At 44.0% G+C, this 14,427-nt stretch carries 10 protein-coding genes; all 10 read left to right on the top strand.

Annotation, left to right across the window (positions count from 1 at the left end; all coding sequences use genetic code 11):
- Positions 1-151 precede the first annotated feature (151 nt).
- The 10 genes from ICL55_RS00920 to ICL55_RS00875 all read left to right on the top strand — a co-directional run bounded on the left by ICL55_RS00920 (position 152) and on the right by ICL55_RS00875 (position 14,182).
- Positions 152-1,030, top strand: coding sequence for an AraC family transcriptional regulator (locus ICL55_RS00920; protein ID WP_188094166.1), 879 nt, complete (start codon positions 152-154; stop codon positions 1,028-1,030).
- Positions 1,031-1,504: 474 nt separating this feature from the next.
- Positions 1,505-4,783: a SusC/RagA family TonB-linked outer membrane protein gene (locus ICL55_RS00915; protein ID WP_246496134.1), complete on the top strand. Its 3,279-nt coding sequence runs from the start codon at positions 1,505-1,507 to the stop codon at positions 4,781-4,783.
- A gap of 12 nt (positions 4,784-4,795) precedes the next feature.
- Positions 4,796-6,721: a RagB/SusD family nutrient uptake outer membrane protein gene (locus ICL55_RS00910; protein ID WP_188094165.1), complete on the top strand. Its 1,926-nt coding sequence runs from the start codon at positions 4,796-4,798 to the stop codon at positions 6,719-6,721.
- A gap of 20 nt (positions 6,722-6,741) precedes the next feature.
- Positions 6,742-7,977, top strand: coding sequence for a DUF4959 domain-containing protein (locus ICL55_RS00905; RefSeq protein WP_188094164.1), 1,236 nt, complete (start codon positions 6,742-6,744; stop codon positions 7,975-7,977).
- A gap of 6 nt (positions 7,978-7,983) precedes the next feature.
- Positions 7,984-8,676, top strand: a complete 693-nt coding sequence (locus tag ICL55_RS00900) for a DUF4998 domain-containing protein (protein WP_188094163.1) — start codon at positions 7,984-7,986, stop codon at positions 8,674-8,676.
- A gap of 134 nt (positions 8,677-8,810) precedes the next feature.
- On the top strand, positions 8,811-9,176 hold the full coding sequence (locus ICL55_RS00895; protein ID WP_188094162.1) for a nuclear transport factor 2 family protein: 366 nt from the start codon (positions 8,811-8,813) through the stop codon (positions 9,174-9,176).
- A 797-nt stretch (positions 9,177-9,973) separates the two neighbouring features.
- Complete coding sequence (locus tag ICL55_RS00890) at positions 9,974-11,113, top strand: ParA family protein (RefSeq protein WP_188094161.1); 1,140 nt, start codon at positions 9,974-9,976, stop codon at positions 11,111-11,113.
- Between the two features lie 11 nt (positions 11,114-11,124).
- Entirely contained in the window at positions 11,125-11,832 is a 708-nt protein-coding gene (locus tag ICL55_RS00885; RefSeq protein WP_188094160.1) for a RelA/SpoT domain-containing protein, read from the top strand.
- A 398-nt stretch (positions 11,833-12,230) separates the two neighbouring features.
- Positions 12,231-13,637 (top strand): hypothetical protein, encoded by a 1,407-nt coding sequence (locus ICL55_RS00880; RefSeq protein WP_188094159.1) that lies wholly within the window; start codon positions 12,231-12,233, stop codon positions 13,635-13,637.
- A gap of 32 nt (positions 13,638-13,669) precedes the next feature.
- Positions 13,670-14,182 carry a hypothetical protein gene (locus ICL55_RS00875; protein WP_188094158.1) on the top strand — a complete coding sequence of 171 codons (513 nt, stop codon included), beginning with the start codon at positions 13,670-13,672 and terminating at the stop codon, positions 14,180-14,182.
- Positions 14,183-14,427 lie beyond the last annotated feature (245 nt).

Below are 14,427 nucleotides of genomic sequence, written 5' to 3'. Positions count from 1 at the left end.
ACTGCACAAGCCTGTCAGCAATACGCTACAATAATGAATATATCAAAACCACCCACACGAATGTATAATAATAAGGACAACTGATTAACAGAAAAATAGATTCACTAAAATAATTACGATTATTTTTTATTTTGATTTTCCAAAAAAGAGCATGAAACCAATTTTAGCTACCCTGGGCCACAACCTGATATCAGACAAACTCTTTCTGATAAAAGAAATCAACCTCCCCGCATTCTCAACCGAGTTTCACTTCCACAAAGAATGTCAACTGGTGCATGTTATGGAAAGCGCCGGCAGACGTATCATCGGCGACAATGTGGAGTACTTTGAAAGTGGAGAACTGATTTTTGTAGGATCAAACGTACCACACGTATGGTACAATGAAGCCAGTTACTTTGGAAACAAAAAGCAACTGCAGGCACGTTCTATGGTGCTGAATATAGAACCCTTCCAGCTGAAAGAGTGTTTTTCCCTCTTCGGCAACATGCCACAGCTGGAATCCTGGATGCATACCGCCCAACGCAGCATTCAGTTTTACGGCTCCTGTAAAGACAATATTGTTGCCTTAATGAAGCGTATGCTTACTGAACAGGGGCTGCGGCAGATCTGCTCTTTTATGGAGTTGATCGTGCTGTTAACAGAAGCAAAAGAGTACCGGTTGCTGACCAGCGGTAATTACGAGAATACCTTCAGAGACAAGGACCAAACGCGTATGGATGCCGTCTTCAAACACATATTCCGTCACTTCCGCCGGGAAATCCCTCTCACCGAAATTGCGGCGGTCGCTTCCATGAACACCTATTCATTTTGCCGCTTTTTCAAAAGCAGAACGCAGCAATCATTTGTTGATTTTGTCAATGAGCTCCGCATCAGTTACGCCTGCCGCCTTATGCAGGAGAAGGAAATGAACATGTCTGAACTAGCTTCCATGGCAGGTTTCAACCATACCACCCACTTCAACCGGTTATTCAAGCGAAAAAAAGGATTAACCCCTAAGGAATACCGGAAAAGTTTGCAGCTTCCGGGATAAAAGCGTCGTAATTAATAACCTTTCAAATGCATATGGTCCATAAAAAGGCAATATTGTGCTGAAATAAGTCAAATTTACCTGTAAATTGATTCCTTCTTATTGATAAATTTGATAATAACGATCATGATATTGTTTGGCTAATAAAGAGCTCCATCAATAGTGGCAAAGGAAGACCAGAAATTTAAATGATAGTAATACCACGTCGTAGATAGTCATTTCGCAGAAATTTAGTGAACACCCAAGCGTATACAGCATTGAGTAATTTCTGTTAAACATCACGCAAAATGAAATAAAAAAGTTCAACCAAACACCCAATATCTGTAACAAAAAAACCAAAATCAATACCAGGCCGAAAAGTAGCATTCACGTTGTAAACACAACAACAGGGAGCGTATGCTCAGTTATCGCCCGCGTACTTTGTTTGCCGTAAAGCGAACAGTGAACATCCTTTTCTTACCCATAACTTCAAATTACATGAAGAAATTCCACACGCCATTCCGGAGATGGTGCTGCCGCGCCATGTTCTTTTTTCTCCTATTGCTGTCGCAACAAGTCTTTGCGCAACAAAAGACCCCGGCCACCGGTATGGTCACAGACACCAGCGGCAGGCCACTTCCCGGCGTTACCATCGTAGCGGCCGACAATAAATCACTTGGCACCGCTACAGACAACAACGGAAAATTCACCATCGACGTAAAACCAGGTACCACACTGCTGTTTAAGTTCGTGGGCTTCAAAGGAGATACGGTTGTGGTAACGGAGCACACACATACATTCTCCATCCGGCTCAAGCCACTGGAAACTGTACTGACCGATGTAGTGGTAACAGCCTTCGGCAGAAAGCAGATAAAGGAATCTGTAGTGGGTTCTGTATCCACCATTACCGCAGATAACCTCAGGACCTCGGGCAGTAACCTCACCAACGCGCTGGCCGGACAGGTAGCCGGCGTCATCGGTTTTCAGCAGAGCGGGCAACCAGGCCTGGACAACTCCAACTTTTTCATCCGTGGGGTTACTACGTTCGGGTACCGGCAAAACCCATTGATACTGATAGATAACGTTGAGCTGACCACCAATGATCTGGCACGCCTGCAGGTAAATGACATCGCCAGTTTTTCTATATTAAAAGACGCAAGCGCCACCGCCTTATACGGTGCGCGGGGGGCCAACGGCGTTATCCTTGTTACAACAAAAGAGGGCAAGGAAGGCAAAACCAGGCTTAACCTCATCCTTGAAAATGCTATTTCCACGCCTACACAAAGCATTAAACTAGCCGATCCCATTACCTACATGAAGCTGTACAACGAGGCCAGTACCTCCCGCGATCCGCTTCAACCTATTGTTTTTGATGCGGATAAAGTATACAATACCCAACAAACCCTCAACAAAGCGCCGGGCAGTAATCCTTATGCATACCCCGCAGTGGACTGGCTCGACCTGATGTTTAAAAAATATGCGAGCACGCAACGGGCCAATCTGAATGTGAGCGGCGGCGGGGACATCGCGCGGTTTCTTGTATCCGGCTCCTTCAGCAATGACAATGGTATGCTGAAGAAAAGTTCCGCCAACAATTTCAACAACAATGTAAACTATAAAAACTACCAGTTACGTTCCAACATCAATGTAAAGCTCACCAAAAGTACCGAGATGGTACTACGGCTATGGGGCAATTTCAATGACTACAATGGTCCGCTGACCAACGATGCATCGTTTTCATCAGACCTCTATAGTGCTGCCGTACATACCAGTCCGGTACTGTTTCCGGCATACTATGCTCCTGATTCGGCCAACAGGCTGACCCAACATATCCTGTTTGGCAACTCCAGCCTGGGCGGGGGCGCCGGTAGTACGCTGACCGGTATCGGCTATTCTAATCCATACGCCCAAATGTTGAGAGGATACAAACGTTTCTCTGAATCAAGGATGTCGGCCACACTGGAGCTACATCAGGACCTGCGCTTTATTGTTCCCGGCCTGAAGTTCCATGGTTTTTTCAACACCAACCGCTATTCCTATTTTGATAATACCATGGCCTATAACCCTTTCTATTACACGATACAGCCCCAGGATTACAACAGAGCTACCGGAGAATACCGGCTTACGTGGCTCAATTCACTTCCCGGCGGCACCTTCCTGGGAGGCCTGGGATCCGGCGATAATGGCGCCGCTACGGAATACCTGATCTATACACCGGGACGTAAAGATGCCAATACTTTCCTTCAATTTCAGGGACAACTGGAATATCAAAAACAGTTAGACGACCATAACATATCTGCATCGTTGATCGGCGTCAGGCAGCAACGGCTTGTGGCAAATGGCGTGAACCCCGTCACCCAGCAGCCCAGCCTGCAATACTCGCTTCCCTATCGAAACCTCAATCTGGCAGGCCGTCTGAGCTATAATTATCTTACCCGTTATTTCGTCGAGTTCAACTTCGGCTATAACGGATCAGAAAGATTCTCACAGAACAACCGTTTTGGTTTCTTCCCTACCGTCGGCGCGTCGTGGATGGTATCCAGAGAAAACTTCTGGAGCGAGGCACTCACCAATGTGGTCACTTCATTGAAGCTGCGGGCCAGCTATGGGTTGAGCGGCAATGACGATATTGGACAACAACGTTTCTTCTATCTTTCTGATGTTAACCTCAATGCCAACAACGGCGCTAATTTCGGTTTACAGAACATTTATCGCCGCAATGGTGTCAGGATCAACAACTACGAAAACACCAATGTAACCTGGGAAACCGCAAAAATCCTGAATACCGGTATTGAGTTGACCCTATTCAAAAATTTTGACTTTATCGCAGAATATTGGCGGCAAGACCGCAGCAATATCCTCATGGAGCGCAACATCCCGTCGAGCATGGGTCTGGAAGCCAAGATCCTGACCAACGTGGGGACCGTTAAAGTAAATGGTGTCGATCTCACGGCCAACTATAACCAGGTTTTTTCGAAAAACCTCCGGGTACAATATATGTCCAACTTCACTTATTCCAAAGGAACATATGGCACGTATGAAGAACCACAGTATGCGGAGCCGTGGCGTTATGTGTCCGGCACCATGCTAAACCAAAAGTTCGGCTATATCGCGGAAAGGCTCTTTGTGGATGACAAAGAGGCCCTGGCATCCCCCTCACAGACCTTTGGCGGCAATCCTCCGCGTGGCGGCGATATCAAATACCGCGATCTGAACGGTGACGGCCGTATTACCGTGGCGGACATGGTCCCATTGGGTTATCCCACCGTACCACAGATCATGTATGGCTTCGGCTTTTCCATCAACTACAAAGGGTTTGAGCTAAACGCCCGTTTCCAGGGACAGGCCAGGGTCAACTTCTTCATCGACCCCAGGTCGGTAAGCCCCTTTATCATCCCTCCCTCTCCTCAGATCCAGAGCCAGTCGCAGGTGCTAAAAGCTTTCGCAGACAACTACTGGTCTGAGGAAAACCAAAATCTTTATGCCCTCTATCCACGGCTGGGCACCAGTACACAGGCCATAGAAAACAATTTGCAGCAAAGCAGCTGGTGGATGCGTGATGGTAGTTTCCTACGACTGAAAACAGCGGAGATAGGATATGTGCTGCCGGTATCACTGCTGCAAAAAATCAACCTAAAGTATTGCCGGATCTATATTAATGGCCTGAACCTCTTCAATATTACGGAGTTCAAACTCTGGGACCCCGAACTGGGTGGCAATGGTTTCAACTATCCGATACAGCGGGTTTACAATATCGGCCTTAATGTTAACTTATAAACACACCACCACATGAAATATATAGTTGACCGGATATTATTTGCAGCGATTTTTTGTTTTATCCTGTCTCTTGCACAGGGATGCCGGAAATATCTCGATGTAACGCCGGAAAACGTAGGCACCATCGACTATGCTTTCCGCAACAGGAATGAGGCTGAGAACTACCTGTTTGCCTGCTATGGTACCCTTCAGAATATGAGTGACGTCGTGATCGATCCCGGGTTTACCACGTCCGGAGAGATTGTGTACCCTAACGACCTTTCGGAGAGACCTGTTTTTGATGCCGGCTTTCAGTTGATACGCGGCACGGTACAGAACATCTCCAACCCGGTGTTGAACTACTGGGACGGCACCAATGGCGGCCCGGCAATTTTCCAGGCCATCCGCCGCTGCAACATCATGCTGGAAAATATCGACAAACCAATCGACCTGAGTCCGCAGGAGAAAGCACGCTGGATAGCAGAAACAAAATTTCTGAAAGCCTATTATCATTACACCCTTGCCAGAATGTATGGCCCTATCCCCATCTACAGGGTCAATCAGAGCATTACCGCTCCCATCGATGAAATCCGCGTAAAAAGGCAACCTGTGGACACGGTGTTCAATTATGTAGTGCAGCTGTTGGATGAAGCTATCCCAGACCTGCCACAACAGATCGGGAACCTGCAACAGGAAATGGGACGGATCACCAGAGTAGCGGCCATGAGTGTGAAGGCAGAAGTGCTCGCCATGCAGGCCAGTCCTTTGTTCAATGGCAATGCGGATTATGTACGGTTTCGGAACAAGGATGGCCAGGCACTTTTCCCGGCATCAGCCGACGCCTCCAAGTGGCAGCGTGCTGCCGACGCGTGTAAAGCCGCCCTTGAAGAAGCCTCCACACTAAATTTGCGCCTTTATACCTTTATACAGCCTGCTAACCTGCCTACCCTCAATGACTCCCTCCGTACGGTGCTGAGCTTACAAAATGCTGTCACAGAAAGATGGGACCTCAACGCCGAAGTGATATGGGCACTCAACCCCAACTTCGGTTATCAGTCTTTCTGCATACCACGACTCACCAGCAAATCAGTGGAAAATTCCACATCGGCGCCGAGCAGCTTTACCGTACCCATGTTCACTACCGACCTTTTTTATACGAACAATGGCGTTCCCATCAACGAAGACAAGAACTGGGATTACCCCCGGCGTTTTGATTTACAAACCGGCGATAATGCCAGCAAATACTATATCAAAAGCGGCTACGTGACCGTAAAAAACAACTTTGGCAGAGAGCCCAGATATTACGCCAATATCGGCTTTGATGGCGGTGTGTGGTTTGGTAATGGTGTAACAGACCCCAACAACCCGCTGTATATAGAGGCCAAAGGACCTAACTCAAAAGCCGGTCCGAAAGACAGGGTAAGGATCAATATGCTGGCAGCATGGCCTAAAAAGCTCGTTAATTATCTGACGGTGTTTAATGAAGGCGTACAACAAACGGCTTACCGTTTACCACGTATCCGGCTGGCAGATCTTTACCTCCTCTATGCAGAATGCCTGAATGAAGTATCAGGACCCGGCGCAGAAGCCTACCGGTACGTCGATATGGTACGCGCCCGCGCAGGTCTCAAAGGCGTAGTAGCATCCTGGGCACAATATAGTAACCTTCCCTCCAAACCGGCCAGTAAAGAAGGCCTGCGGGAAATCATTCACCGGGAACGGAGGATCGAATTATGTTTCGAAGGCAGAAGCGGATGGGACCTCCGCCGCTGGAAGGAAATGTTAACGGTGTTAAACAATCCCATCCAGGGCTGGAGTATCTTCCAGAACAGTAACAGCAACTTTTACACGTTGCAGACACTATTCATTCCAGGAATTACGGTAAAGGATTACTTCTGGCCACTCTCAGACGGAGCCATGTCCAACAACCCGAATCTTGTTCAGACTCTTTACTGGTAACCTAAAAACCTAAAAACGTTATGCATCAGACATCCCGTTTTCTGAAAAGCACCCTGCCGGCATTGATTGCCCTTGTATATATCCATTTCTCGTGCAGTAAGGAAGTGGACTACAATACCCCTGTTTCTTCCGATAAAACCAAACCTGACGTTGTATCCAACATTAAGGTGACCAACTTCAACGGAGGCGCTTTTATTACCTACCAATTGCCCAAAACAGGAAATGTGCTGTATGTAAAGGCGTCTTACGTCATCAATGATGAAACAGGGAAATCAAGAGAAACAAAATCCAGCTATTATAACGATACCGTTACTGTTGAAGGCTTCGCCAGGAAGAAAGAATATGAAGTAAAACTGACAGCGGTTTCACGCGCCAATGTGGAATCGAATGTAGTAACGGTAAAGGTGAACCCCGATACGCCGGTTTATCAGCTCGTGGCCAGGACCATCAAAATGCAGGCAGATTTTGGCGGAGTGAACGTACAGACGATCAATCCGCATAAAAAGCCTGTTGGCGCCATCTTACTTTACAAAGGCAGCGGTGATCCGGGTTATGGCATCTACCAGCAAAACTTCAGTGATTTTTTATTCATGAATTTTTCAGCAAGAGGATTTGATACATTGCCCAAAGCATTTGCCACCTATATCACCGATCAATGGGGCAATAACTCGGACACCATCTATCAAACGATCCGGCCATTATTTGAAATTCAACTTGATAAAAGCAAATTCTTTGAAAACCGGTTGCCCAGTGATACCAAAATCGGGTTTGGATGGGCACTGAGTAATCTCTGGAACGGCGCCACCGACGGAACCGGCTGGCATACCGTACAGGAGAATGTTCCTTTACCCATTACGGCCACCTGGGGCCTGGGCATCTCCGCTAAATTGAGCCGGTTTATCCTTTATGGGAGGGCCGGATATGAATATGGACATGGAAATCCCAAAGTATTCTCCATCTGGGGTTCCAATAATCCGGCCCCTGCAGATGTGACACTGCCTGTATTCTCAGAAGTGGGAACCGTGCTCGGTGATTGGGTAAACATGGGAAACTATGTATGGCCCGGTCCTCCTTCCGGCGCCCCACCCACTGCCGCCACGGCCACCGACAAAGCCTTCTTTAACAGAGGGACGGAGTTCACCTTTCCTTTCACCGCACCCAAAGCGAGATTCCTGAGACTGGCTGTTTCAGAATCCTGGTCCGGCGCCACCTTCGCCCATGCGATGGAGATCACCATTTTTGGAAACACAAATTAAACTAACATGAAAGCATATATTTTTTTATTGTCGGCCATATTGCTTTGGACAACGGCCTGTACAAAAGAGGCGACAAAATACAAAGACCTGCTGAATGGAACCGAAATTATCTATCCCGGCCCCGTCACCAACCTGATCGCCAGGTCCGGTAACATGCGGGCGCTGTTACAATGGCAGCCGAGTCCCGACCCCAGTATCACAGGATATATCATATACTGGAACAATAATACCGACTCCATTATACTGCCTGCCACCGGTACCGTAAACGATACGATCAGCACACTGATCAAAGGCATGGGTGAATATGTACAGAATTTTGTTTTGTATACGACAGACGGTAAGGGCAACAAATCTGTAGGCCAATCGCTTTCCGGCGTAAGGATATACGGCCCGTTGTATATTTCATCGCTGGTAAATCGCCAGCTAAACAGTGCCAGGCCACCTGTAGCACTGCCGGGAAACGCCTACAAACTATTTTTCTCCGCAACAGACACCGCGCTAAATGTCACTACCCGCCTTACTTTCTATGATGCCACCAACCAACAGCAAATAGTCAGTCTTCCCTCCCGTAGCGATTCAGTTGTACTCAATACTGTCAATCCGGGTACAAAAGTGGCCGTTCTTTCATCGTATATCCCGGAGCTGAAAGCGTTGGACACGTTTAATGTGGCCTATAGTGATACCATAACGATAAGATAACAGGTCTTCAGACAGATAATGGGTGTCTCCGAAAAAAGGAGACACCCATCCCGGACCATATCCCGTGTATATTGGAAAACAGGATGCTGAGTCCAGACAACTAACCTATATTTGCTACTTACAAACAGTAGTATATGTCAGTACCCACCGAACTGGAATTCATTGCCCACAAATGGTTTGAAGCCTTCAATGAACATGACCTGGAGAAATTATTATCCCTGTACCACGATCATGCGATGCATTACAGCCCTAAGTTGAAAATCCGACAGCCAGCCACGGGCGGCCTAATCAAAGGCAAGGTGGCACTCCGCGCCTGGTGGCAGGATTCTTTTGAGCGATATCCCCACCTACAGTATATCCCGCATACGTTAACCGCCAATCAGGACCGCATATTTATGGAATATCTCCGTCAGGTGCCCGGTGAAGAAGACCTGCAGGTAGGAGAAGTGCTGGAAATAAAAGACGGCATCATTACTTCTTCCAGGGTGTATCACGGGTAGGTGGTTGAGGAGTCTTTCGGTTCGCCCCATCGGTTGTTCTTCGTGTATTATCAGCTCAACATGGCAGGACAAGTTTTCACTCAGTCATTTTGACACTCAACAGATAATGTTGCGTCTTTTAGTGGCAAATGGAGAAAATTTTTAAAAAATGTTGCCAGTCGATAGTACTTTTTGTCAAACTGATCGTTAGTAAATAAGAATTACTATCCTGCGGAGCGCCCGTTAAATTTTAGAATAATGGACTCATTTTATCTATTTTCCTCTCATTTTCAATCTGTCAAGACTGATTACTTGTTATGTTATAAGGTAATCAGTCATAATAGTATATTGCCCAATTCCTTTCCCTTATATCAACCCATTGAATTATCTGCAAACATTGCCTCTATTTATTCGAAGCGCTGTTGTAGTACATTTCAAACTGCCGTTGTAGTGCATTTCAAAACAAATTGAATGTGATCCGAGGAAGGGACAATAATAGCACATGCCTTAACACGCCGCATATTACCAAAATCCAGGTATGTTTTTTCTAAATTCATTCACCTCATCTCGAGGGCTGTTTACTGATCCCAAAACAGCGGCCGGTACATAGTCTGCAGCTATAGCAGCTTTGACTTTTTTTATCACTTTCATCTATAGACCATTTCGCAATGGATACTTCACATATTCCTAAAATGATTCATCAATCTCTTACGTTTCCAGATCGATTCTAAAAAACAACGACTCAACGCATGAACAAGCTATTATTTCGAAAGAACATAAAATTGTAACCTTCCTACATTATATTTTAATACACACTTATGAAAATAATTTCAGTTTTTAACAATAAGGGAGGAGTAGGTAAATCTACCCTGACTTTTCACGTTGGACATACCCTGGCCGAACTTGGATATAAAGTCCTTTTATTAGACTTAGACCCCCAATGTAATCTCACAATTTGTGCAATGAGGGAAGAAACCCTACATACGATATGGGAGGAAGAAGACGATTATATAGAAGACTTTGAACCGGCATTTAAAAGGAATCCTGATATAGTAAATTCTCCCAGAAGTGCTCATTTTATTTTAAAGCCTACAGAAGATGGTCTAAGCGAATTGGCTGATATACCACCTCCATATCGTTTAGATTCAAATATTGACATTATTCCTGGTAGGCTGTCGCTTCATAAATATGAAAATAAAATTGCCGAAAGATGGAGTGGAATATATCAGGGAGACAATCTGGCTATAAGGACAGTTACCAATATCAGACGTGTCTGTCAGCAATACGCAACTGAAAAAGGGTATGATTTTGTTTTAATTGATACGTCTCCCAGCCTTGGGACATTAAATAAAGTAATAATGTCAACCGTGGACGGTTTCTTTATTCCGGCCCAACCTGATATGTTCAGCCTATATGGTATAAGAAACATTGGAAGTGCTTTGCAGTTATGGCAAAAGGAATTTACTTCTATCTATACCTTGATTTCAGGAGACAAAAGAGCCAGATTCCCTAAAAATTTTGTGCAATTTTTGGGTTATACTATTTATAATTCAAAAAAATATACTAAAAAAGGAGAAAATGGTAATGAATATGATTTAGCGCAAGCACATTTTCAATATGTAAATCGAATCCCGAAGACCGTTTTAACTTACATTCAGGAAAGTAATCGTGTGCATCTTACTCCTCAACTTGCTTCAAATCCAATTGGGAGAAAAGCAATTATCCATACTCACAACACATATCCCGCCATGGCGCAAGCATTAAAATGCCCTATGTGGAAAGTCCCGGAAGAGTATGTTGAACTTCAAAGAACCGATAGCGATTATTTGGACCTCCTAAAAGAAAATGGCTTCAGCTACAATGTGGGAAACAATGGAAACCTGAGAGAAATAGGTGAAAAATATAAAATTTTCACAAAAGATTTGTTAACTCGAATTAAAGCCCTATCAGCCAAGTAAAGGAAAGACCTATGGATACTGTTATTAATTTCTATCAGGAAAATCAGCATAAATTACTTCAGTTTAAGGCTTCAGTTGAAACATTCTTTGGTGCGCACCCTGCACTGAATTCCAAACCCTTTCCAATAATTCACTCTGTTAAGGGCCGATTGAAAGATCCCAGTCACCTTCGGGATAAAATTGACAGGAAAAATAAAAAAGGAAGGGAAGTGACTATCGACAATTTATTTCAGGAGGTGACCGATCTCATAGGCATACGAGTGTTACACTTGTATCAGGACCAGTTTCCAATTATTCACAAACATATTCAAAATTACGTAAAAGAAGGAGATTGGGCATTTGTAGAAGAGCCTATGGCATATACATGGGATCCCGAATCAAAAAAGCTATACGATAAATTAGGAATTAGGAGCTCGGTAAGAGACACTTATTATACAAGTGTACATTATCTCGTTAAACCCAATAATAACAACCCTAATCCTATATGCTGTGAAATTCAGGTCAGGACGCTATTTGAGGAAATTTGGGGAGAAATTGATCATAGTATTAATTACCCCCACCCAACAAGTGACGTTGCCTGTAAGGAACAATTGCGTGTCCTATCTAAGTTAATTTCAACTGGTACCCGACTTGCGGACTCAATTTATAGAACATTAAATGATCACAATAAAAACAGGTCAATCCAAAATATATTTGAACCGTTTTTAAGGGTAGAGTAATGCCGAAAACAGTTTTCTATTCTGTCATACCCAAACAGAAGAAAGTTCATAACTAAAATTAATAATTAAATTATCAGATTACTACTTATATTTGAGCATTCGATTTAGTTATAATATATATTATAACCGCTTGATAATTTAAACTATCATGTTATTAATGTTAAAACAATTTCCCATCTCAAGAGCATCACGTCGTGTAATCAGGACTATTTCGGAACCCATACTATATTGTTATATATCAGATTGCTTTTAATGTTTTTTTTCAAAAAATATTCTCAACATAACAATAAACGGTAGGCACTACTTGCCATGTAATTCCTGTTTGCCCGGCGGTCCTCACCTATTACATTACATTTCACAACAAAACTATATTTGTTAACCTATAATTTTAGCCCGCTATGTTAAATATTCCCCACAGATGGTTATTATCCAATCTGATCCTGTTATTCTTTTTACTGATGGTATCCTGCTCGAAGAATAATAAAGAGGTTCTATCTTCCCCGAAAGATCAGCTTTTAACCGATGCCCAAAACTGGTATGGAGCTACATCAAAGGCTACAGGTGAACTAAACTGGGACAAGGCCCAGGTATTGACAGACACCAGTATTTCAATACCAGCGCCGTTCAAATATAAGTTGAGCAAAGGAGGCAGAAGCATCCGTAAAGTTGTAATAACCCGAACTAAATCGGGATTTAAGGGGTATCTTTTGGTGATCATCACTACCAGCGAATATGGAAAGCAAAACAATATGTTCAGAGCCTGGGACTTTTCCGGAGTAGCTGGCAGATATGACCTGAACATGCATTTCCAGTATGGATATTATTACGAGCAGGGAGTTCCGAAATATAAAGCTGACTTTGAATCATTCCCAAGTAAAGATTCCTATGACAAGACTCCTCAATCAGAATTAGAATGTAAGTTTCTGCAGGAAACCTATATAGATTCGGATGGAGTATTTACTGTGTATGGTTATTCCGTGTGTACTGATCGTAGTACCGGGGGAGATGTAACCCCACCCCCATCACCATGGGAAGGAGGTATTGGTGGCGGTAGTGGGGGCGGCGGTGGAACTGGTTCTGGTGGTGGAGGCAGGGGCAACCTGGAGGAGCACGAAGAGCTGGATCCTCCGGCGCGTGACCCACAACCTTTGCCTGCCGCCACTAATAAAAATCCTTGTGACGAAAGAAAAACGATCGACAGTAATATGAAAGTCCCTGCCTTCAGTAAACCACTAAGTGAATTAAGGGGTAAACTTGCAACATCCTCAAATGAATGGGGAGTGGAGCAGGCATTAAGCACGCTAGGCGGTAAGTGGGTTCAAAAGCCCCTCTACACAGATAACAACATAGATCACATCCATTCCAATTTCACCTGGAACGCGGCGGAGGGTTATACTATCGGATTTGCACATAGCCACCCTGCGGGAACCGCCCCAAGTCCACAGGATATATTTGACCTCGTAGAAAAGGCTTTAAACAGCCCGGAGTTTAAATTGTATCCTTCCGATCTGAATTTCTTCATCAAGAATGCGAGTCTTACAGTGGTAACAAAAGACAATAACTATATTATAACGTTGAATGACTGGGACAAGATTAAAACACTATATGAGTCCTTCAAATCAGATCCGGGTGCATTTGAAAATAATTTCCGGAGAAAATCAACGGAACTTAAGTCAGCCACGTCAGGACTTCTTTCCATTTTTGGATCGGCCGTAAACATATATCTGGATCCACTTGATAATATGGGAGTTATCCCAGTAGAATTGGATAGTAATTCGAAACTCCCTGTTGGAAAACCTTGTTAATCTTTTATATAATTACTGCTTAAACAAATGATATGAAAAAAATATTTTTTTTACTCCTAACTGTAATGACTTCTATTGCGTCATTTTCATGCTTTGCTCAGGAAATTGGTAATACCTCAATATCGTTTCAACTTCCTCATGGGTTTAAGCAGATTCCAACAACAGAATACAGCACTCTGATCAGAAAGCATATATCAGACCCTATGAAACATTCTGATGAAGATATATACTACTACAATGATAAAGGTATCGGGCTGGTCATACGAGCAGCGGAACCGAATAGATTTATGCCAGCCAGCCTCAATGCAAGAAAGCAGATGTACGACGCTCTCAAATTTGATAATTACTCATCTGTAATAGAGGTTTATAATGGAGCTAAATTCATGGTGGTTAAATATACCGAGGGTAATGGTTATTATACTGAAATTGCATCCGATTTGAAGGAGGGTAAATATGCGATTGTTGTGTTAGAATGCAACCAAACAATGTCCGAGGAAGTAAGCAGTATTGTGAATTCAATCAAAAAGACTATACGTTTAAAATAATGCCTCTCATCGTTCAAACTTATCTCGCTGCACAGAACCCTGTGCAGCGTTTTTATTATCCATAATGTAAGAAACATCTTTTTTTTTGTCACAGGCTTAAGGCAACTACAATACCTCAATAGAGATTTTTCGTATCTTAGTAAAAGCTGATTAACCTGTATAAAGTACGGGAAAGAAATCGGGGTTATACAAAAGGAACTCGACTAAATCCTCAACTAAAAAGCAAAACCCCGCGCTATTGCGCG

Origin of the sequence: Chitinophaga varians (genome assembly GCF_014529945.1) — a bacterium.
GTDB classification, from domain to species: domain Bacteria; phylum Bacteroidota; class Bacteroidia; order Chitinophagales; family Chitinophagaceae; genus Chitinophaga; species Chitinophaga varians.
Note: the sequence above shows the minus strand (reverse complement) of the source record. Positions and strands in the feature narration are given on the sequence as shown.

What these genes read in the sequence shown, in the direction of transcription:
- ICL55_RS00920 (WP_188094166.1), top strand. Translation starts at nt 152, where the DNA reads ATGAAACCAATTTTAGCTACCCTGGGCCACAACCTGATATCAGACAAA.
- ICL55_RS00915 (WP_246496134.1), top strand. Translation starts at nt 1,505, where the DNA reads ATGAAGAAATTCCACACGCCATTCCGGAGATGGTGCTGCCGCGCCATG.
- ICL55_RS00910 (WP_188094165.1), top strand. Translation starts at nt 4,796, where the DNA reads ATGAAATATATAGTTGACCGGATATTATTTGCAGCGATTTTTTGTTTT.
- ICL55_RS00905 (WP_188094164.1), top strand. Translation starts at nt 6,742, where the DNA reads ATGCATCAGACATCCCGTTTTCTGAAAAGCACCCTGCCGGCATTGATT.
- ICL55_RS00900 (WP_188094163.1), top strand. Translation starts at nt 7,984, where the DNA reads ATGAAAGCATATATTTTTTTATTGTCGGCCATATTGCTTTGGACAACG.
- ICL55_RS00895 (WP_188094162.1), top strand. Translation starts at nt 8,811, where the DNA reads ATGTCAGTACCCACCGAACTGGAATTCATTGCCCACAAATGGTTTGAA.
- ICL55_RS00890 (WP_188094161.1), top strand. Translation starts at nt 9,974, where the DNA reads ATGAAAATAATTTCAGTTTTTAACAATAAGGGAGGAGTAGGTAAATCT.
- ICL55_RS00885 (WP_188094160.1), top strand. Translation starts at nt 11,125, where the DNA reads ATGGATACTGTTATTAATTTCTATCAGGAAAATCAGCATAAATTACTT.
- ICL55_RS00880 (WP_188094159.1), top strand. Translation starts at nt 12,231, where the DNA reads ATGTTAAATATTCCCCACAGATGGTTATTATCCAATCTGATCCTGTTA.
- ICL55_RS00875 (WP_188094158.1), top strand. Translation starts at nt 13,670, where the DNA reads ATGAAAAAAATATTTTTTTTACTCCTAACTGTAATGACTTCTATTGCG.